Source organism: Paenibacillus sp. FSL P4-0113, from assembly GCF_038009305.1.
Lineage (GTDB): Bacteria > Bacillota > Bacilli > Paenibacillales > Paenibacillaceae > Paenibacillus > Paenibacillus polymyxa_D.
Genome location: NZ_JBBPAZ010000001.1, coordinates 676,092 through 698,341 on the forward strand (window position 1 = coordinate 676,092; position 22,250 = coordinate 698,341).

The 22,250-nt window shown below is 47.6% G+C and carries 11 protein-coding genes and 2 pseudogenes; 11 read left to right on the forward strand and 2 right to left on the reverse strand.

From position 1 onward, the window contains the following. The first annotated feature begins 78 nt into the window (after window positions 1-78). From MKX46_RS02555 to MKX46_RS02570, 4 genes and pseudogenes are all read left to right on the forward strand, one after another. Complete coding sequence (locus tag MKX46_RS02555; protein WP_341071893.1) at window positions 79-1,095, forward strand: MalY/PatB family protein; 1,017 nt, start codon at window positions 79-81, stop codon at window positions 1,093-1,095. A 366-nt stretch (window positions 1,096-1,461) separates the two neighbouring features. Continuing rightward, a pseudogene (locus MKX46_RS02560) lies at window positions 1,462-1,879 on the forward strand (hypothetical protein); the annotation flags it as partial. Window positions 1,880-2,163: 284 nt separating this feature from the next. Next, window positions 2,164-2,799, forward strand: a complete 636-nt coding sequence (bluB, locus tag MKX46_RS02565) for a 5,6-dimethylbenzimidazole synthase (RefSeq protein ID WP_029515198.1) — start codon at window positions 2,164-2,166, stop codon at window positions 2,797-2,799. Between the two features lie 135 nt (window positions 2,800-2,934). Next, window positions 2,935-3,237 (forward strand): annotated as a pseudogene (locus tag MKX46_RS02570) (tyrosine-type recombinase/integrase); the annotation flags it as partial. Window positions 3,238-3,686: 449 nt separating this feature from the next. On the opposite strand, the gene MKX46_RS02575 reads toward MKX46_RS02570, so the two are convergent. Next, window positions 3,687-4,268, reverse strand: a complete 582-nt coding sequence (locus MKX46_RS02575; protein ID WP_341070850.1) for a hypothetical protein — start codon at window positions 4,266-4,268, stop codon at window positions 3,687-3,689. 534 nt (window positions 4,269-4,802) lie between these two features. Here MKX46_RS02575 and MKX46_RS02580 point away from each other — a divergent pair. Genes MKX46_RS02580 through MKX46_RS02600 form a run of 5 tightly spaced genes read left to right on the forward strand, consistent with a single transcriptional unit; the run spans window position 4,803 to window position 19,674 of the window. Beyond that, complete coding sequence (locus tag MKX46_RS02580; protein WP_341071894.1) at window positions 4,803-5,783, forward strand: patatin-like phospholipase family protein; 981 nt, start codon at window positions 4,803-4,805, stop codon at window positions 5,781-5,783. Window positions 5,784-5,812: 29 nt separating this feature from the next. Beyond that, complete coding sequence (locus MKX46_RS02585) at window positions 5,813-6,814, forward strand: hypothetical protein (RefSeq protein WP_341070851.1); 1,002 nt, start codon at window positions 5,813-5,815, stop codon at window positions 6,812-6,814. Then, a complete protein-coding gene (locus MKX46_RS02590; protein WP_341070852.1) occupies window positions 6,798-10,175 on the forward strand; it encodes a hypothetical protein in 3,378 nt (1,125 codons plus the stop codon). The genes MKX46_RS02585 and MKX46_RS02590 overlap by 17 nt, the downstream gene beginning before the upstream one ends. A gap of 21 nt (window positions 10,176-10,196) precedes the next feature. After that, window positions 10,197-14,876 (forward strand): hypothetical protein, encoded by a 4,680-nt coding sequence (locus MKX46_RS02595; protein ID WP_341070853.1) that lies wholly within the window; start codon window positions 10,197-10,199, stop codon window positions 14,874-14,876. Then, on the forward strand, window positions 14,857-19,674 hold the full coding sequence (locus MKX46_RS02600) for a hypothetical protein (RefSeq protein ID WP_341070854.1): 4,818 nt from the start codon (window positions 14,857-14,859) through the stop codon (window positions 19,672-19,674). The genes MKX46_RS02595 and MKX46_RS02600 overlap by 20 nt, the downstream gene beginning before the upstream one ends. Window positions 19,675-19,953: 279 nt before the next feature. Here the strand turns inward: MKX46_RS02600 and MKX46_RS02605 are convergent, their stop codons facing one another. Continuing rightward, window positions 19,954-20,949, reverse strand: coding sequence for a DGQHR domain-containing protein (locus MKX46_RS02605; RefSeq protein WP_341070855.1), 996 nt, complete (start codon window positions 20,947-20,949; stop codon window positions 19,954-19,956). 143 nt (window positions 20,950-21,092) lie between these two features. Between MKX46_RS02605 and MKX46_RS02610 the strand changes: the two genes are divergently transcribed. After that, window positions 21,093-21,455 (forward strand): helix-turn-helix domain-containing protein, encoded by a 363-nt coding sequence (locus tag MKX46_RS02610; protein ID WP_341070856.1) that lies wholly within the window; start codon window positions 21,093-21,095, stop codon window positions 21,453-21,455. Between the two features lie 8 nt (window positions 21,456-21,463). Beyond that, window positions 21,464-22,159, forward strand: coding sequence for a hypothetical protein (locus MKX46_RS02615; RefSeq protein WP_341070857.1), 696 nt, complete (start codon window positions 21,464-21,466; stop codon window positions 22,157-22,159). Window positions 22,160-22,250: the final 91 nt, after the last annotated feature.

Here is a 22,250-nt window from a genome sequence, read left to right on the forward strand (position 1 = left end):
GCCTTCTTGATACTCTATATTTATAGTCATAGAAAACATCGGATTTCAATTAAAACGGACTGATCAAAATCACAACAGATTTATGGATATACCTCGATACCAGATACTTATTATAATGCGGTTGCCCATTGGTGGGAAAAGAGACATCAATATCAGATCCAAAAAGAATGGATTATGTTTTGCACGGGGGTAGTGCCGGCAATATCATCTATCGTACGCAAAATGACCAAAGCCGGTGACAAAGTGCTAGTGCTTGCGCCTGTCTATAACATTTTCTACAACTCCATAAAGAACAATCAACGAGAAGTTCTAGTAAGTGAGTTGATTTACAAAGACAATGGATATTCGATCGAATTTGACGATGTGGAGAAAAAGCTAGCCGATTCTGACACAACGCTTATGATTTTCTGCAATCCGCATAACCCCATAGGCAAAGTGTGGGACAAACAAATTCTTGAGAAACTCGGCACGCTCTGCGTCAAGCATCAGGTCCTTATCCTTTCCGATGAAATTCACTGCGACTTAACACACCCAGACCACCAATACATTCCGTTAGCTTCCGTATCGGAAGTGATCGCACAAAATTGCATCACCTGTGTGGCACCGACGAAAACTTTCAATCTTGCGGGAATTCAAACTTCAAGTATTATCGTGCCGAATTCGAAGATTCGTAAACTTGTACACCGTGGCATTAACACCGATGAAGTGGCCGAACCTAACTTTTTTGCGATTGAAGCAGCAATCTCTGCCTTTACGGAAGGCGAACCCTGGCTGCAAGCCTTATTGGAATATCTCATGGCGAACAAGCAATATCTCGAACATTATCTGGCTAGTGAACTGCCGCAGCTCCGAATTATCCATTCGGAAGCGACTTATTTGGCTTGGATCGATTGCCGGAACATAACTCCTAATGTAAGTCAACTGTGTAAATTCATAAGGAAAGAAACGGGGCTGTATGTCTCGGACGGCGCCATCTATGGCGGCAATGGACACGATTTCATTCGATTGAACTACGCCTGCCCTAAAAAACGACTAACTGATGGATTGCAGCGCTTGAAGATTGGGATTCAGGCATATCAAAGAGTGAACGATTGATATAATAATGGTTACCGGACACTCCTTCACGAAACGAATAGGGATCTTGGATAAAGTAGCACGATCACTTAATGAAGTTGGCATCGATTTTGTGGTGTTAACAAAAGTGGAGCTATTGTCCACTGCCGAATGTATATTTAGAGGGCAAAGCGTCGCGTGAGGAACAATACGATCTAATTCTGGCATTGGGGGCGAATTACCTAGATACCACCAATGCCAGCGAAATTGTAACTGTTTCGAAAATCTCTTTCTTGGGTTACCTTTCTAACTAGAGTCTTACCGCTGCCGGTTTGCAGTCCCAAAGTGATCTCATAATGGTTTCCTATAACTTTTTTATAATTTTGTTTCTTATGGTGTTGATCCCAGGGATACAAGGGGAGCCCACTTATGAATGTCATTTCAGCAAAAGCTGTGGCACTTGGAGAAGCACTACAACCAGATTTTGTGACCTATATAGAAAGAGTTCTTGACAATGCCAAGGTATTTGCAGAATCGCTGATTATATGGAGCGAGTATTTGGACTATTATTATTTGATGTGCAGCAAGCGATGAATACATATTTTAGAATCTCATGTATTGGGACAGGTTGCCTGAGTTTGAGGAAATGGAACTTGCCAAGTACATTGGATCAGCTATCAAAGCCGGGAAGAAAAACGACTATTCGGCTATTTTAATTATTGGTTAGCGCAGGAAGACAAAGCAGATGTACGTGATCGATGGCAATATCTATAAACTGCTGCCGGATGATTTGTTCCAAGTCGCAATTGATAAGTTAAAGCTTTATCTTTAGATAAGCCGGACTTTGAAGTCCCAGATATTTTATGTGGGGTTGTTCAATTGAGTCAGTCTGTGAAAAGTTTATAATTTTGTGATCGTAGTTCGTTGTTTTGAGGGTCAGGCAGTTTAGACTACGGATTGATAGTGAACTGCAAGAGATAATATTGATTTCAAGCATAAGAGTTATATCATAAAATACCAACTTCAATGTAAACTTGAACCTGAAACCCTGTCATAATAATCTGAGTACTGGCGCATTCTGGGGATTTTTGTTTTAAGGGAGGAATTAAATTGTTAAATGATAATGAAAGAAAAGGAATATTTAAAGCCATTTTTGAAAGGAGAGATATTCGATCATTTAATGGAAAACCCATATCCAAAGATAAGTTAAACAACATATTAATGGCTGGTCATCATGCACCTTCCGTTGGTTTTATGCAACCTTGGGATTTTATTGTAATTGACTCTCAAGAAGTTAAAGAACGATTGGCGTATGCATGTCATAAAGAAATACAGGCCTTGTCCATACACTATGAAGATGAAAAAAAGACAAGATTTCTCTCGTTAAAATTAGAGGGTATAAGGGAAGCACCTATAACGATCTGTATTACATGTGATCCAACTAGAGGTGGGGGACATGTAATTGGGCGAAATTCTATTCCTGAAACAGATATTCTATCCGTCGCCTGTTGTATCCAAAATATGTGGTTGGCGTCTTATGCAGAAGGAATAGCTATGGGATGGGTGAGTTTTTACAAGAAAACAGACGTACGGGAAATACTAAATATTCCACCACATATTGATCCTATTGCTTTGGTTTCATTAGGTTATACGGATTTTTATCCTACAAAACCAATCCTAGAGCAAGTGAATTGGGAGAGACGTCGTAATCTAAATAATCTAATACACCATAATTCTTGGGAATGATTGAAATATAAGTTAATTTTCCTTTTTGGATATGATGCTCACAGAAACGATTGTTTCATAAGCATCATTAAGCAAGGACAAATGAAAAAGATAAATTTATTCGAGATTACAAAATTATGCGAACTTTGAGTTACTTATCTGCAGATTAGAGAATCCAGATATATCCCAGAAAAAAATGAAAGCTTTTTGTTTATTGCAGCTCCCATAGGTCGTAAAGGAAAAAGCCGACGTTTAACTCAGCGATCCATTGAAAAACTAATTGAAAAGTATGCTTCAGCTTTTGGAAAACCAGCATTAATCGTGCATTCTCTAAGACATTCATTTGCAACGCGTTACCACTTAGAGAGCAATGATGTGCCTAGATTGAAGAACCAATTAGGACATTCCTCAATACAAACAATCATGATCTATACACATTTAACAGATGAAGAAATGTGAAATGCGGTTAATAATATGGATAAGTAATGTAGGGCTCGTCAAATAAGTGACACAAAGTTTCCTACTTAGTTTGATAATAAAAAAATCACCTCATTCGCTTGGAGAAAAAAACTAAGTTACTCAAAATTCCGATTAAACTGCTTAAGTAGGGAACTTTGTGTCAATATACAAATGTACAACAACACGCTAAAGCCAAGCTGTTTTATACGGTTTTCTTTATACATGTTCACAAAACCCGTATTTCTTTTAGTTTGTCATTATCACTGTTTAATCTTGATACTATAATGTTTTTATAAGTTGTGACACATAATATTAACTGATTTGAAATATATAAGTAGTAAATCTGGAATATAGATCTTGTCTTAGTCATCGCTTTTTCAAAGAACAACTAATGTGATCATAAAGGTATAGGAAACTGTTTCAGAAACCTATACCAATACTTAGATCTTCTAGCTCTCTTTTCCTAAATTCATAATATCGAATAATTCTGAAGCTAAAGTCTTAGAACTTGAAATACCTTTTAAATATTTAAAAGGACCATCTCTAGACCAATCAATCCTCTTCAAGCGTGTTACTGACTTGATAAACTTTTGATGGTCTATTTGTGTTGAGTTTTCTTTCTTACAGTTAGACAAAGCTTTGGATGCAGCCATTGCTAGGGCGTCCAAGCATACAATGTGCGTAAGTTTGTATTCTTTATAGTTCATCCATTCATGAGGATATTCTTGACGCATTATATTAAAGAATACAAGAACGATATCCACCTTTTCGTGTTTTGATAAGTTAGTAACTCCAGTGTCTTTGAAAAAATACTTCAACATACGATAAAGATTCTGAAGAGTAATATGTCTTCCTTTACTACGTTTACTTGTGATGCTACCAATATGATGGAAAGGACTATCGTTTAATATCAACAGTTCAGTGGATATCCAGCTTAATTCATCGTGCTCTCTTTTAAAGAAATTTACTGAGAGAAGTTCCGAGACCTTTGGCTTTCGTATTAATAGTATCAAAGAATTGAATTTCTTCATCGTCATCTAAATAGTGAAAAACCATAAAGGGGACATTAATTTCTGATTGTGTTTCCAACGTATAACGTTTAATCCCTCCTAGTCTACGCGCCTACCGCTTCTTAAAGCCGTTGATAGTAAGTTTACCGGAGATTCACCTGTTTCGGGTTTTTATTTGTCCAAAAATTAAGCATTCGACAATTCCCGCAAAAAACTTCCATAATGTGAACAAGTTCGTGGAGATAAAAATGTAAAGATCAAATTATTTTTCCGTAGCCAGCATCGACGTTCTCCATTTTTTGAAAAGTATTCGCTACACGGACGCTGAATATTCGCTTCGTGGAAGCAGAGAGCGGGAAAATGAGTTTTTTGTATGAAAAGTCATAACTGTGGTTATGCAAACTAGTATTGGAGTAATGGGATTTGGATAAAATTACTATTATAATTAAAGATTGAATAAAGCAGAACAGCGAACGAGAAAATATAGGGGGACTATTCCAAACTTGGCGAACGGGTCAACTGATTTAAACGATTAGGGGGTTTGGAACATTGCTGGTGCCGAAAGAAGCAGACGCTGTATTTGAAGGTGGCGGTGTAAGAGGAACCGCCTTTGTCGGCGCGATTGAGACAATGGAAGCGCAGGGATGCGTCTGGCAGCGAATCGCCGGGTGCTCGGCCGGTTCGATCATAGCGGCACTGCTGGCAAGCGGGTACAGCGGTTATGAGATCAAAGCGAAGATGAAGTCGCTCGATTATCGGGAATTGCTCGGACGAACGTGGCTGAACGAGGTGCCACTGTTAAGCAGAGCCCTGCCGCTACTACTGAGATCGGGCATGTACGTTAATGAACCTCTTGAACGTACGCTTGAAAAGTGGCTGGCGCAAAAAGACATTCGTACATTCGGCGATTTGCCCCGCGGCAAGCTGACCATCATTGCGTCCAACGTCAGCAACGGCAAAATGGTAGTACTCCCGGATGATCTGCCAGATTACGGCTTGTCTCCGGCTGAATTTCCGATCGCCAGAGCCGTGCGCATGAGCACTACGCTGCCCTTCTTTTTCCAACCCTACCGCTGGCAGACGCCGATCAGCCACAGACCTTATTTGATGCTGGATGGCGGCTTACTGAGCAATTACCCGATTTGGTTGTTCGACGTACCTGCCGTTCCCCGATGGCCGACGTTCGGTTTTCGATTGTCCGAGAAAAGAACGTACGATCCCGTGAGACCGATTCGCGGCCCGATATCTTTATTTAATGCGATGTTTAAAACGATGCTGCAGGCGCACGATCAGCGTCACGTCGACAAGCATTCCGAATCCCGCACGATATTTATTCCAACACACGAATTCGTAACGACGAAGTTCGATCTAACCGAATACGATCAAGCGTGGCTGATGGAATCCGGTCAGCAAGCGGCACAAAGCTTTCTGAGATCCTGGAACTTCGAAGAATACAAACGCGAATTTAGAGCGAAAGAGCCGGCTGTAGATTTCGTACCGTTAACGCAGGAGGAAGATCGGCATTTATATCATTGAGAATTAATATAAAGGAAGGGGAGAAGGCTGTGGATACCGAATTGCAGCGCGCCATTCTTCTTAAGGAAAAGTTGGAAGAAGAATGGAAGCTCAAGCGAAATGTCAATGCGGTTGATGTGGGTTTGAAATACGTGGACGGGAAGATGACGGACCAAATGGCCATCCGTGCCTATGTTGACCAAAAGGCGAACGTACCGCCGCAAGACGCTATTCCTTCATCGGTGGAAGGAATCCCGACGGATGTGATCGAGAAGCGAGAGAAATTCGTGCTTCAGTCATTGGAAGCAACGGCTGAAGAAGATGCGTCTGCAACGGCGGCAGCCGGGCAAATTCAAAGCCCGTTGTCCGGCGGAATGGCGATCGGCCCGTGCAGAAGCATTCGCGACAGACGAATCTGGGGGACGGTTGGCGCATTTGTACAGAAAGAAGATGGCAAAACGTATGCATTAAGCTGTTTTCACGTGCTGTGCGGCGATTCCGGATGGAAGCCGGGAGATCAGTTGACCCAGCTGTCGCGGGAAGGCGTTTGTACGGAGGACGCGCTCGTCGGTATGCTCGCTGATGCCTGCCTACGCGGTAACTTCGGCCGGATCGAACTTGACGTGGATGGTGCCTTGGCCGAGATTGTCAACAAGGAGGTCGCCTGGGAGATTCCTGGAATCGGGCGATTAACGGGAACCGCCGATACGAAACCGGGCACTCGCGTCCGCAAGGTAGGATCAGCCACCGGGCTTACTTACGGCATTGTCGAAGGATTAAATAAAACGATTACGGTCGACTTTTTTGATGGGATCGGTGAAGTAACATTCACAAGATCAATTCGGATCGTACCGGATACCCGTTATAATGCCAAGTTTTCCACGAAAGGAGACTCCGGCGCCGTTATCGTCAACGAGCAAAATCAAGTCGTAGGTTTGTTATTCGCAGGAACGGACGACGAAGCCGTCACAATCGCCAATAATATAGCAGAAGTCGTGCAATCGCTTAAAATTACGGGGATTGGGGGTGCCGGCGGTGGCGGAGCTCACTAGAGTCGCAGAAGACAACGGGTTCGCAGCTTATTTGTCCGACGACCGCACAGTCGGTTTTTGGACGCTAGCCAGCGGCCAAGCCCTCGATAAGCTGAGCTTTTCCGACGCATGCTTTAAGGTGCTGGGCAAGCTGATATTTTCGGACCGCGCCTCTTTGGAACGAGCGGCCGAGCGGCCGGCCAAGCTGGGAACTGTACTGGAATCGCTAGTAGGTAAGGAACGCGCATATCTCTGGATGGGGACGGGCGAGGTGTCGAGCGACAGAATCGTCTGGCTCCCGACCGATACAGAAGGGAGAACAGTGCAACAACCCGCGAATATACCGATTGCCTCACAATGGAAGCTAACGATCGCAGATGGAGCAAAAATCGAAATAATCACGGAAACGGGAGAGCTTGTTTTTCACCGGGGAACAAACGATGGAATGATCTCCTTCGAGGGCGCTGCCGCTCCGGAGCATGAGAGCATCGTGGAAGTCCGGCTGCCGCTGTCCGGCTCAGGCTCAGGGTGCCTAACGATCGACAAGCTGCTTGTCCGGCGCAACTCCTTGACCTCCGGACGACTGTTCGTCGGCTTTCAATACGGCTGGCCGTCGGACGCTCCTGAGCGGGCGGACACGATCGTCCGATATCCGCTGCTGCAAAGCCGCAAGGAAGAAGCAGAGGATACCATTCGGATGAGCGTCTGTATCAATCCGCTAGCCGGCATGTACCCCTCTTCCGAAGGAAGCAGAGCCACCTTCCTGGCTTTTACGAAGTACGACGAAAAAGGGGCCCTGCAGCGTTTTGGCACGCACTGCGTATCCGCGATGGGGCATACGATCGACCTTAGGCCTTCCGTTCAGGAGGAAGAAACGATCTGGCACGAGCAGCAGCCGAGACTGATTTTGCAGCCTGGTTCAGAAGGAGAAGCACCGCTACTGATGCCGGCAGGAGACTTTGAACCGCTCTTGGACAACGAGAAAGCCGGAGATACACCCCCTATGGAATGGATCGGCGGCTTGAACGGATGTGAATATTTTTTGATTCCTTCCGGCGGACGGATTCGTTTTCATCCCGGCAAGCCCGCTTATGCCGAGCAGTTCGGACAAAGGATGTCCGAACTGGATAATCGAATTGCCATTCCTCCGCAATCGCTGCTGACATCAGACCTGTCAACCTCATGGCTCAGCCTTGTGTTGCCGGCTGGAGCCGATACGCCGCCGGAAGCAACAGAGGCGATGTACGTCTCTCAACCGGAAGGCTCCGCTCTCTACGGTTACGCCGATCCGCCTGCCGGGACGGCGACAGAAGATGCGGTACTGCCCTTTAAGCCGACGCCGACTCCTGTCGTCGTTGATCCGCAAGCGGCATTCCCGTACGTTCCCTATGGAGGCGTCAAAATAAACGGGAGTATAGAGAGCGACGAGCCAGACAACTATATCCGTTTCGAACAACAGATTCTGTCTCCGGCCAGACGATACTGGGTGAAAACGGTAGGCAAGCCGGGCAACACGGATAACACGGACACGACAGTTGCTACGGCCTACCATGCCACAACGCCGAGCGGACTGCTGGTTCGTCTGAATGGGAGCAAATATGATAAAGTGCTGTTGGCCATGCCGAGTCCAGCTTCGGAACAGGAAGGTCAGGCAAAACCCGATTTCAGCTTTGAACGGATTGGAGACGAGTTGCAGCGCGCATTTCAGACCCGCGAGCTGTTCCTGGTCGTGACGAACCCTGCGCCTTTGGGCGACGCTCCGAACACACCCGGTGGAGGCGCGGTTTTCAATAATCGAATTGACATCGAAGGATGGTCGTTTATGGTCAATGTCAACTCGCCCGAGGAAGAAGAAGATTTTTCGAACGTTTTGATCTTCAAATCGCGCATCGGTCCCGGGCAAAGCCTGGCCGAGCTGATTGTAAAGCCCGAAACGTGGACACAGAGCGGCGATTTTGTAAAATCCCGGTTCGAGGGTATTGCTTCTACCGATTCCGGCGATATTCCGGTCTTATCGACCTGGATCGGCGGCTACCTCAAGGAAGCTGCAGAGCAGGCAACGTTTGACCCGACATTGACTCACTTCAATCGAATTGTCAATGATCCCAATTGGACCGGCGTGCTAGTGCTGAAACCTACGCTGAGCGACACTCCGTCCCTCAGCCTTCCGAACGACCTTAACTATGGACATCATCTCGGCCTGGAGATGACAGGCACGGACGGCCTCGATCCATCAAGATTGAACAAGGCGAGCCGTATCTTCGGCTTGGTCAGCTACACGAATGAAAACTATGACGTGACAAAGCCTGACGAGCCCGCTTTTAACAATTCATGGAGAGAACCGGCGTTCAATTTTCCCGAGGTCGACTTCAAATTCCTTTATTTACGGTTGGTCATTCGGGAAAATCAGGTGGCGGACTTTCAATGCAGAAGCCAACTGACCGTTGCAAGGTGGTTTGACCAGCCCGTAACCGTAAAGGAAGGGCTCCCGGTTCGCGCGATCTTTCTGAGAGGGAGCAGGCAAACCGAGGGCAAGACGATTGCTTACGTCATGACGTCCAAGGAAAGTATGGAGATTGACTTTTCAGGACCCGGCAAGGTACTTGAGAGTATAAAAGTGGATCAAGTGAAATACGAATCGATCGCTCAGGGTGAAAGGTTGAACTTGACCGGCCAGATCCGCTTCCGGCGGTTGACCCTGGGAGACGGCAAGCCGTTCGATTTAATGTCCTTCGGGGAAGACGGGCTCGCTTTCACTCAATGGATGATTGAGAAGCGAGCGGATGGCCAATGGAAGGTAGCGCCGAATCTCAAGTCATTAAGACCGACAGCCGCGCAGCTTAAGGAGGGGCCTCGTAGTCTGTTCGACAGTTTTTCAATGGAGCTCGCGGAGCTGCTCTATGATCAGGACAGGCCTGTCTCAGGTTATTTGCCTGTGGCGACCGCTTCTGAATTCTATGCTGTAGGTATGCCGAAGGATCAAAATGAGACGAGACGTTGGTACGGATTGCGCTTCCGCCTTCAAGCAGGCACATCCGGCGTACTGGGCAACAACAAGCTGCTGGAAGCGGATTTACTGCTCGCGTGGGGTCCCGGAAGAGACGACGAGCCTCATCGCTACGAAGTATCCGTTTATCTTGGACTGCCGGGCGGTCAGAAGGCTTTTCGCATTCAAAACGTGATCTCTCTGCAATTCGACGATCTCGTGCTCAGTTATGAACAAGACACTGGAGAAAACCGCTTCGAACTGTTGCTTTCCGACGCTTATTTAAAATTTCTCGGCATGCGATTTCCGCCGACTGGCAGCTTGTCGTTGAAATGGTTCGGAGGAGAAGACAATCTAAAGCCGATCGGGTGGTATGCGAGCTATCAAGGGAATTAAGGAAAGAAGGGAAGTGACAGCATGGGCAAGCTCGAAGCGCTTCGCGAGCAGGCAGCAATCGCGGTAGCGGCATCTCGATCCTTGGATTTTGGAAAATGGCTTTCCGCGACAGGCATTGCCGAGCCGTTGGACCGATTATCCGCGTACGCGACCTGGATTGTCGCATCGCTGACGGTCGACGAGACAACCGGTTATACGATCAAAGGTCAGACACAGTTATTCAAGTCGCCGGTGCATATAACACTAACGCTGAAGGAACCGCAAGACGCGCCGATGTCTTTTGTCTTAAATGCGGAGCCTGTGGATCCGCAATTGTCTTTTCGTATGCAGGGGATTGATTGGCTGGTGTTCAGAAATGGGCGATTCCATCTGGAAGGCATCGACGGCGAGTCCACGTCGTTAAAGGGAACGTTGTCAGTTGAGGTGCTGGTCGGCTCCAGCTGGATTTCCGTCGAATCGCCGATTCCGGGAGAAGCTCCGAATTTCACTCGCAAGTTCCAAACGGTAGCGCCGATTGCCGATGTCGCCATAAAAAATGTAGAGCCGCTGTCCGGAAATATTCGGATCGTTCGTCACGCCCCCTTCCTAACTGGAAAAAATGGCGGCCTCATGCTTGAACTCGATTATCGGGAGTCGGACGGACAAACGACCAACCTGAAAGCATCGCTGCAGTTCGGCGATTGGATGCTACCGGGGCTGCCGACTTTGCAGAGCGGCGCCTTGACCCTTGAAGCTGCGCATGCAGACGGCAAGGTAAACGTGATGCTGTCGATTGACGGCACGTTGGAAGAAGCGGATTCTGTGTTCAGATTCTCCGGGACGTTCGAGAATGACCGCTGGAGCTGGACCGTCTTTCAGGATCGGGACAAGCCGAGTCCGATTCAAGCATTCGCATCGTTATGGATACCATCCGGGTCGAATCAAATACTTGAAGCCTTTACCGGAATCAGCGTTTCAGAGTTAAAGTTAGACGTGCAATACATCGATAAGGCTATACAATTTTCCGGCCAGGCCAAGCTAATCTCAAGCAATGAAGGCGGGACAGTCAATTTGGGTGACGGTGTCCTCCGATTTAAGGAAGTGCAGGTGTCGGGCAATCAGTTCGGCATTCAACTAGCAAAGCTGCTTGGAACCGTAGAGATCGGTAGCATACAAGCAGAAGTGTCTTGCGCGTATGTCGCTAGGGAATGGACGTTGTGCGGTTCAATTACATCCATGGACAGTTTGTCGGGAAGCACCGGCATTTCTATCGATCAGATGACCATTTGTTGGGACGAAGAGAAGTGGCAACTATCGGCGGCGGTACCCTGGACCTTGTCGGATAAAATCAACCTTCAGGCTCGCTTGATGCTTAATTACAGTCCAGAATTACAAAAGTTTGCCGGATTATTGTGCGGGGATGCCGACTTCTTCGGTTTCCGGATTTCCTTTTGCCGAGACATGGACAGCGGGAAAGTGACGGCAGCCTGGAATGGATTTACTGCGGACATCAATCCTGGCGGAAATTTTAGTAAAATGAAATTCCGTTTGACCGATTTTTCGCTGGGCAAGCTGATTGAAGAATCTGTATCCTGGGTCAAAGGGTCCGATCGCAAATTCGGATTGACGGGACCATGGGCAGCTCTGAACGGATGGGAGCTTCCGGAGCTCGAATTGAACTTTAATATCGATACTGGAATCGCGTTGACCTCTCCAACGCTAAATAAATCGCTTGATTTCGTCAAGCTGGCGAAGATCGACGGGATTGCTTTGCGCTACGATTTTATTAAAGCGCTAGCGCCGGCCAAAAGGCTGAAGTTTGAGCTTATAGGCTCAGTGCCGGGCGTATCTAGCCTTGAATGGTTCCCCGCCGATCCATCTACAGCCCCTACCCCCGACCTTCTGGAAGGCTTGCTCGATCTCAAGCTGCTTGCGATCGGCCAGCGCGTGGCGCTGGATGCCGATTCAGGCACGATCGACAGCGTGGATAAGGGAATTAGCCTGGCGCATGACTTGCAGACGGTCCGGCACGATCCCGCAACCGGATGGTTTGTCGCGGCAGAGCTGCTGTTGCTAAAAGCCATTTCCTTGAAGTTTGTCTTTAGCGATCCGAAGATGTACGGACTGAAAGTGGTCGTAGGCGGTAGCCAGGGAGAGTTTTTCAAAGGGCTCGATTTTGAAATTCTCTATCAAAAGGTGACCGAGGATATCGGGCTGTATCAGGCTGAGATCACGCTGCCGGATTCGCTCCGCTACCTGGAATTTGGCGCGTATTCGGTCACGCTTCCTTCGTTCGGCATCGGAATCTATACCAACGGCGATTTTCGCATCGATATCGGCTTCCCCCGGAACATGGACTTTTCGCGCTCCTGCACGATCCAGACAATTGTTCCGCCCGGCATACCGGCCATAGGCTCTGCAGGGTTCTATATCAACAAGCTGTCCGAATATACGACGAACCGTTTGCCGCACGCGCATACCGGCCATTTCGGCACCGTGATGGAGTTCGGCTTCGGCATGCGGCTCGGCATTGGCAAGGAAGTTCACAAAGGTCCGCTGACCGCGGGCTTCGCGGTGACGACGATCGGTATTCTGGAGGGCGTGCTTGCACGCTGGCAGCCGGACAGGGACGGAAAAGGCGACTATTACTACAGGTTGCAGGGGATTGCGGGTATTCAGGGACGGCTGTTCGGGGAAGTCAACCTATCCTTGGTGAAGGCATCCGTAGACGTGGTCGTCACGATCGCGACGATGCTGGACTACGAAGCGTACGGTGACCTGGAAATATCGCTAATCGCGGACGTTAACATTCGCCTCAAGATTAAAATCGGCAAGGGGCGCTTCAAAATCAAAATCAGCGTATCTTACTCTGCGAGCATCAAGGAAACCTTCTCAATAAAACCAAAGCAGACGAATGCGCCCTGGCGTATTCAAACCCAGGGTGACAGCATCGCGCTCACGAAAGGCGAATCGGAACAGGATGCGGCGACACTTCCGATCCCCGAGCTCCATTGGGGCAATCTCCTTCCTCCCGATGCGGGCGAGCAGCCGCCGCTTACGTTGTATCTTGCGCCAGTGCTGACCGCAGTCGAGAAGCGGGACGGTGAACAATCGCGAGCGGAGCATGCGCTCGTCCTGCTATTCGCGATCGGAACGGTCGGGGAGCTCGTCAACAATGAAGAACCGGCAGCTTTGTCGGACTTCGAGCGGCTCTGCGAACGTACGTGGGCGTGGCTAGGTGCAGCCGCAAGCGGACAGGGAAAGCCTGTAAGCATCGAATATTTCACCCGCGAATTCGTCTCACGAGATGTACTTAACCAGTACAATAAATTCTTAAATGCGGGACGAAGGATCATTCCTCCCGAACAGCTCGGCTCCTTTTTGCGAAACCATTGGACAATTACGGTTGTCTCCGATGAAATGCAATGCCAGCCGTCAGCGGATGGTCAACCGCCAAGCGACGTATGCCTGGAAACGGCATTTTTCCCCGCGCCGCCTTCGCTTCGGGTGAAAATCGGTAGAAGGAGCGGAGACGTCATCGCCACCTCGGAAGGAAACGACGAGAATTATTTATTTGCCGAGGCCGCGACAGCGACCTTTGCCTATTTGAAAAAGTCGTCCGAACGCTTCAGGCGAGACTCCGCTTCGACGACGGTTCCAGATGCGCCTAAAAGTAGTGCTGAAGCGCGGGCAGACGAGCCGGTCAACGCACTGTCTGTTGCCGAATATGTCATGTACGATTATTTCGTTACGATTGCGCGCGAGCTCGTCCACGAAGCGCTGAACGTACTCGACGATTATGTCTATCCGCTGGCCGAACAATCGACGCTGGGCAGTGCAGCCGCTGCAGTATTCGATGCAGTGAATGCAGACCACTCCCCCGGATCCCCCGCACCGAATGCCGAAGCGATGACGCCGGTCGTTCGCAGCTTGCTCGCGTACAATCGGGATGTACCGCTCCGCGGCGGAACCGATATTACGTTGCGGAATGTTACTTACCTGACAAAAGAGAGCGACACCTGGAGCAGCCTCAAAGAAAATGAAACATTCAAAATTGAAGTATTTGAGGAACATATGGAGAAGCAATCCTCGCAATGGCCATTAAAGGCGGGAGAGGTAGTCGGGGCTGACCCGGCCAAAACGATCAAGATTGAACCTGGAGATACACTGCGCACATTGGCCGATCGATTAACCCTTACAGTGACACAGTTGCTGACCGAGTTTCCGTACGTCCCGCTCCTGCCGTCATCAGAGATTAATCTTCCTCCCATTCAATATCTGGTCAGGACGGATCGAGAAACGACGCTCCAATCCGTAATAGACCAATTCAAGCTGAATGTGAACGTGCTCGCCAGCGATATTATCATTCGCGAGCAAATCCAATTTAACGCCGCTTCATTAAAAACCGGGCCGTTGAAACGCCTGGGGTCGAGTGAAGTGTTCAGACGAATGCGCGCCAAAGGCGTACTTCGCAAGCTGTCGGGGCTGATCTCCAGATGCTTCCTGCATGGTATGCGGCTCGCGGGCGATGACGGTCTGCACGTCCGGAACGGGCTTGGCAAATCCCATGACTACGGGTTGTTCGAGCTAACCGGCCAGCAGATCGAGCTTACGGAGCTTGAAGCCATTGACGAGTGGTCCGTGTCCCTCACCTCGGAGACTGAACCGCATATTCAGATCATAGACAAGGATGTGAATTTTGTTGAGCCCGCTACGCATTAATCTGGATACCCGCAACATTCCGCAGTTCCATACAAGATCGGGCTTTCAAGCGATCGACAACGCCCGAATCCGGCTGCGGATTCCGTCATATGCTGTTCCTGTCCGTCATACGCCCAGTCGTTCAATCGAGTGGCGTCCCGCAGAAAACGACGCGCTCTGGCATGCATTCCCCGGGCCGGTTCGCATCTGGTCGATGCCGCAATCCATGGTCGTCCCTGAGGGAATGGACGATGGAGCAGTGAAGCCGGAGCTCATTGTCAAATCCGTTTCCAAAAATGAACAGGGTGGAACGGAGGAGACGATTGCCTACGGTTTTAACAATGATACGAACTTGCCGTTGCGTTGGAAGAGCGGCATGCTTCTGCGCCTGCGCATTAAGCAGAGTGTGGAGCTTCTTGCGGAGGCAGGAAGCGCACCGTGGTGGCAAGGCAAAATTCATTCGTTTCTAGGCGTCAGGGAATCCGATATTGTCCTCCTTGAACGTCTGCTCAAGCTTGGCCGTGAGGCGCTCAACGGAGCCGACCTCCATGCCCGGTTGCTGTACCGATCAGGAACGGACGATACCCTGCAGGCGGTCAAGGGAAGTCCCGTGCTCTTCGTCCTTCAGGAGAATTTGAGCTCGGATACGAACCCTGCATCCGCGCTGGTGTTGTCGGGAGAGACGGAAACGGGACTGGTCGGCGATATGCATCTATTCATCAGCAAGCTGTGGGAAGGAAGCATCACCCGTGCGGGTGGATATCGATTGTTTGCTGGCAACGGTGAGGATGCGCAGGGGAAGCTGCCCAACGAGCTGTTCGACGATAAAGGAGAAGCCGAGCTTCAACTGCTGCTTGTCGGTTCGGACAGCAAGGCGCACTCCTATTTGAATTGTTTGATCACAGGCGGGCTGACGGCGGCTAGCCCGGGCCGTTCGATGTACGCTGAGTGGGAGCGAGAAGAGCTGCCGATCGAACAGCTTGACGAAAATTCGTCATTTGCAGATATGATGGACCGCTACCTTGGAGATTGGAACGAGTTCGCGGAAGCGCATGCCGAGCAGCCTCTGAACGTAGGCGAGACGCTTATGATTGAAGGCAGCATCGAACTGATTCGGCCGGAAGTGCTGGATACGGTGGAGAAAATCGTAATGCAGTATGGCAACAGCTTTTCTGCTGAAGAATTAAAGAAACTAAACAAACATATCCCTGATTGGACGAAAGTGGCTGGCGGCACCTATTTCTATATTCCAAGGACGACTCATGAGGTGAAGAAGGAGGCGGAAATCCGAAATTTAAAGGGAATTGCAAAGCTTTACAACGTCTCTGTCACCTCGCTCATTTGGTCCAATCAGGAGAAGCTGTTGACCATGTTTGCCAACAGCAAGGAGATTCGCCTGCGTACCGGGCCTATTCACAGACTTCCCGCCTTGCCTGAGGGGGCCATCGAACTGATCGCCGAACGGGACGCTTCTGCAAACGATGCAAAGCCGGATGACGAGGAAGATCTCGAAGAGCTGTTCCATTTGCTGAGCTATCGGATTTTGTGCAATGATCGATTCGAAGCTCATGTGCCGGCTCTTCCAATCGGTCCGACTGAGACCGCAAATCATCAAGCATTGCCCGGTCAAGCTGATGGGGCGAACGCTTCGGCTCCTCAAGCGCCTTTGCACTATACGAAGGCGATCCCTTACGTGCGCTTTTTAAAGCAAGAGAAAATGACGGAGCCGCAGGGGTTCCCAGCTTATCGCGGTATCGGTTCGGTGCTGCAGATGAAATATGACTGGATGGATGTGTTCGGCAATCGGCTTGTTCGGGACAGCGAGAAGCAAGAAGGCTTGCGCAATCTCCTGCCGCCTGTAACTATCGGCTTTACGGATGAACTGCTGGGTCCCCAACAGTGGCCGACGATTGTGAGCGATTATGAGATCGTAACCGAAAAAGGGCAGCCCATGATACGTGTTCGATTTACACGAGACATTTCGTATTTGAAGTCGGCGCCTACCGATGAGACAAAAAAACAGACAGAGGCTCAGGCGGAAAGGCTGTATCGTGCCGCCGGCCAGCTGGAACATCAATTGAAAGGGATCGAGACGGTCGATTGCTTGATTCGCACATCTTTAATGCCGTTAACATTTTCGGAACCGATTTTGCTGACAGCCGCAGACAGGAACAACTTGATTGCATTCCTGAAGGAGACGGCGGAGCTACAGACGGCGTGGGCGAATGGAAGCGTAAATAGTCTGTCTGCAAACCTACTCTCTGAAGACAAGCCTTTATTGCTCGACTTACGCATCGATCTGGAGCAGATCACAGAGCAAGACGTATTCGAGCTGACTGTCTCTTTGGAATTCGTACGTAAGCGGTATGCGGTGGACCCGGAGTTTCGTTTCACTTCCGCATTCTGGCGTCAAGCTGCAAACATACTTCCTGCGCGCTCCTTGAACGCATTATCGAACGGACCTGATGGAGTCGATCCGACACTGTCGCTTCGCAACTTTGCCAGCCAGCTTGAAGCGGCATTGAATATAAAGGAAGGCCCCCGTTACCGCACAGCCGTTGGTCTTGACCGTCGAAAATGGATCGAGCGTGCGGTGGACGTGGCGATCTGGCTCGTTCGCGCTTCTGCACCGGATAACATCGACGGCGACGGTATTCAATTCTCGATTCCAGAGCATGCGGGAAAATCACAGGAGCCGATAATCTACGCGCCAAGCCCGTTAATTAATGCGGATACGCTGCTGCCGTACAAGCAGCAATATAATGCCTCTGGAAAAGTTACCGGCGATCAACCAAATCTTAATGTTTCTACGTTAGATATGGAACGGCAGGCAAGGTTTTTTCTGGATACCTTCGAACAGATTCTTGCTTCCGAGGCTATGGCAGCCTTCGAGCTGCTGCGGCCTGAACCGGACAGTAAGCGATATAGCGAGCAACTGATGGAATGTAAAGAACAACTCGCGAAAACGATATCTGCTCAACTTATAAAAGTTTACGACGCTATCAAGGAGGATGACTCCTCCTCGGAAGATAAAGAATTGCTGGATTCAGCTCGCGAAGTTTATAAGCAGAAGCTGCTTCACTCGCTCTCAAAGACGTATTTGCTGGATGCGGTCGCCCAATTTCGCGTTTATTTGAGCGGAATAACGAACAAGAGCAGTAATGGCCAAGAAGACAAGCCCAGACTTTACGGCACGATAAGAACTGCGGAACCGCTGCCGGCCGGGTTGACGCTGCCTCCTTGCAAGATCGATATTGCGTCTAAAGGGGTGGCGGACAGCTACTCACTGTTGAACATCTCCTTTGTCGGAACGCGGGAAGACCCCGCTGCCATTACGCCAAAGCCGTATGTACAGGTAGACGGTTATTACAATCCGACGCATATTGAGCACCAAATCGAGCAGCTGCCAGAGATTCCGGAGTTCAAAGCTTCTTCCTGGCTGTATTTTATCCTGCCCGATTCGCAGCAGCTTGACCTGACCTTCCTGGATCGGCAACTCGGCTCCTTCCAGGTTCCGTTAGCGTTAAGGAGCTATCCGGAGATCCCGGTGCTGTCCGGGCAAGCACTGCATGATCCGGAAACCGACCAGTCGGTGCACGGGAGGCCTCTTGAGGAGCATCTGAAATGGGATTATGAGTTTACGTACAGTCGGACGCGCCATCTCCCGCAGGATCGGGTTCGCGTAGAAGTAGTCTTTAGGGAGAACACGAGAGGACATTTGGAGTCAGGTGAGGATCTACAACATCTTTGCGGGGCGCTCAAGGATTACCATGATTATTATCCTGCGTTGATTGAAAAAGTGAAGACCGCTACAAATGTCGGTTCGATGGCAAGCGAAGAGGCGAAGACTGTGATCAATGATGCAGCCCACGCGCTGATCGACATCGTAAAGTTTATCGCAAGCAATTGGCAAGGGTGGGAAAATTTCAAAAGCGGCTTGCAGGTTACATCGTCCGATTTGAAGCCGAAACCCACGTCCTCTGTCCGTCACGATTACCAATTCTACATCGAGGAGGCAGAGAGAGAAGATGGCGTCTGGGGCTTACGCTTAACCGAAACCTCGCCAAACCCTTCCTCCGAGGCGCCTTTGGTCGAAATTGCAGGCTATCAATGCATTCCCGCCGACAATCCTGTTTTTATGGAAGGAGGCAAGCTTTGCCGCTACGATTTCACTTACACGGATGCCAACGGGGCGCCTCTTCGGGCGGAAGCAGGATTGACCGCATTGAAGCGCAAAGTTAAGCTGCCTGGTTTAAATATTCTCAGAGAGTCAAGCGCGTGGACTTCCATTGCGATTACACGTAACGAGGAATTGGTCGAAGGGAAGCGTACGGCAGCCCCTTTTATCTACCGGACGGACAAGCATCGCTTTGAACAGGCGTATCTTCCCTCGTTGAGAAGAAACTACCCGATCGCCATGACCGACGAAGATCCATCCGATCCGCAACCGCTCGATGAACAACTAAATCGGTTTATCGATCGGATTTTCGGCGATGTCACCATCTCCAATTCCTTCGGAAACTACTATCTGCAGGCGGAGTGCATGTATTCCTACCGTTTGGCCAATCAGTTATTTTCCATCGTCGTGCCGGTTTTACTCATGCCGCGTAGAAGCCTTGCCGATAGGAGGGAGGTGGTTGATACGATCGCTAAGCAAGTCGAAACGTTTTTTGCGACGCGCAGGCCGGAGACAAACGGTGGACAATTTCATTTTGATCTTTCCGTGCTGAATGATCAAAACGGAACGACTGCGCCGTTTACGCTGTTAAGGTTAACCGACGTCGTGCTGGAATTAGACAAGGTAAAGTTGAACGGTTAGTAAACGCAAATTGTATGGCGAACTATAATTGGTTGCATTAGAGTCCTTGCTCAGCAAGGACTTTCAGGCTGTCGACAAAGTGTCGATGGTCTTTTTTTTTATCGTATGCTCAGTATGGGCTTCATCTATAGGGTAAAAGTCCCGCATGGAGGCTGGCAACCGCCTATCTTTAGCTAAGGCCTAGGGTATTCCACCGTGAGGTAAATCAGAATGAAGCCGATGGCAAAAGCACGGGCCTGAGGTAAACGAACCAATTTGAGGCGGTTGCAGCCGGATCAGTCACTCTAAATTCATAATATCGAATAATTCTGAAGCTAAAGTCTTAGAACTTGAAATACCTTTTAAATATTTAAAAGGGCCATCTGTAGACCAATCAATCCTCTTCAAGCGTGTTACTGACTTGATAAATTTTTGATGGTCTATTTGTGTTGAGTTTTCTTTCTTACAGTTAGACAAAGCTTTGGATGCAGCCATTGCTAGGGCGTCTAAACATACAATATGCGTAAGTTTGTATTCTTTATAGTTCATCCATTCATGAGGATATTCTTGTCGTATTATATTGAAAAACTCAAGTACAAGATCTACCTTTTCATGTTTTGATAAATCTGTAGTCTCGGTGTCTTTGAAAAAATACTTTAGCATGCGATGGAGATTCTGAAGTGTAATATGTCTGCCTTTACTTCGTTTACCTGTAATACTACCTATATGATAAAAAGGACTATCGTTAAATATCAACAGTTCAGTGGACATCCAGCTCAATTCATCGTGTTCTCTCTTCAAATATTTACTTAGAGAAGTCCCGAGTCCCTTTGCTTTTGTATTAATAGTATCGAAAAATTCGATTTCTTCATCGTCATCTAAATAGTGAAAAACCATGAAGGGAACATTAATTTCTGAATGCGTTTCCTGAGTATAACGTTTAATACCTCCTAGTCGATGCTGTCCGTCCAGTACAGAAGCTTTACTCTTGCAAAGTAATCTTCCAAACATAGGTCTACTAGAGTCATACGCTGTAAATTCCCACATACCAGATGCATTCAAGAGAATTGGTGTAAATAATGCATTATCACCTTTGGAGAGGTATAGTGCAAATTCATCGACACGTTTCGGATCAACTGGCCGTTGATATCCTTTTCCAGTTGGGTCGTTATATGGTTTGACATAGGTTGAATGCATAGCAATTGAGGATGGGAACGCACTTTGGTATGCAATTTTTCCCCTCATTTTAGTTTGGAGAACATTTTCTATAACTATTTGATGAGGTAATTGTCTCATGAAGTACACTCCTATAGAAATTTTATTTTTTCTAAGTAAATATATATCTTAAATTATATAATTACTAATGGTAATATATAGTTTGAGTATATTTATTTCATACATAAGTACACCTACTCTTAAGTGAGAGGTGAATTGTACTTATGATAAAAATTAATGCTTTTGTAGGCGAGCGAATAAAATCTCTAAGAAAGTCAAAGGGATTAACTCAGGCTAATTTAGGAGAACAAGTAGATCTCCCACAGCCTTATATTGGTGGGATTGAAAAAGGGGAGAGAAACATTTCTTTGGATACCCTGCAGAAACTAATAGAAGCTTTAGATATAACACCAGAAGAATTATTCCGTAATTATGACAATGATTTGTCCAACAAAGAAGCGCACGAAATTCTAGATCGAATCAATGCACTTCTCGTAAATAGAGACATTGAAGAAATTAAGATAGTTGAGAGTTTTGTGAATGACATACTCAAAACAATCGATAATTTAAACAATCTAAAGAAATAGAGGATCAAATGAAAAGCAGATTACTTGATTATTACACGAATAAAGTAAGGGCACGTGTGCTTATTTATCAGAATATGCCGTTTCTATTCTGGAGTTATATGATCACATGTATTTTAACCGTGCCAATCTCAATTACTCTACTAATACTGTTATCAACAGAAAAGTGGGCTTTGATTACGATTCCTTCTGCGACTGTGTTCTGTGTGTACTTTGTTTATATACATAAACAGTTCAATAATAAAGCTCGGATTATACTTAATAGAGAATTTTCAGTTAAAACAGAAAAAGGCAAGTGGATTGACGGTTTTCATGAAGTCCAGGTTCACCTCATAACAGAATACCTAATAGAGCATAACCTTTATTCAAAATGGAAAATTGAACGTTTGATGGACTCATATAAGACAGACAATAGTAAAGACAAAATGCCGCCACTTATTGCACCAAGTATATTAATAGCAGTTCTTGCTCCAAACTTAAATTATCTTCTGAAATATATTTATGAGATGAGTATCTTTCAATCTACCGAGTGGCAGCTTACTATATTCTTCGGTGTTTTAACTATATCCATATTTTTAGTGATAACCATAACATTTTGGAAGAACCTCTGCGAAGATTTCACTGAAATTCTTGTATATAAGAAAGTTGGGCAACGTAACAATTTGAATTCTATTTTGGAGGATATTCTAGTTACAATAGAAAGTTAGCTACAAAAGGGGGGGATGATTATGCTTGAAATAACAGGTGACGAGATCGCTCAACTCAGTAATTTTCATTTAGTTTAATTGGTTACATTGG

Coding starts and splice junctions, on each gene's coding strand:
- MKX46_RS02575 (WP_341070850.1), bottom strand. CDS start 4,268: ATGAAGAAATTCAATTCTTTGATACTATTAATACGAAAGCCAAAGGTC.
- MKX46_RS02595 (WP_341070853.1), top strand. CDS start 10,197: ATGGGCAAGCTCGAAGCGCTTCGCGAGCAGGCAGCAATCGCGGTAGCG.
- MKX46_RS02605 (WP_341070855.1), bottom strand. CDS start 20,949: ATGAGACAATTACCTCATCAAATAGTTATAGAAAATGTTCTCCAAACT.
- MKX46_RS02610 (WP_341070856.1), top strand. CDS start 21,093: ATGATAAAAATTAATGCTTTTGTAGGCGAGCGAATAAAATCTCTAAGA.
- MKX46_RS02615 (WP_341070857.1), top strand. CDS start 21,464: ATGAAAAGCAGATTACTTGATTATTACACGAATAAAGTAAGGGCACGT.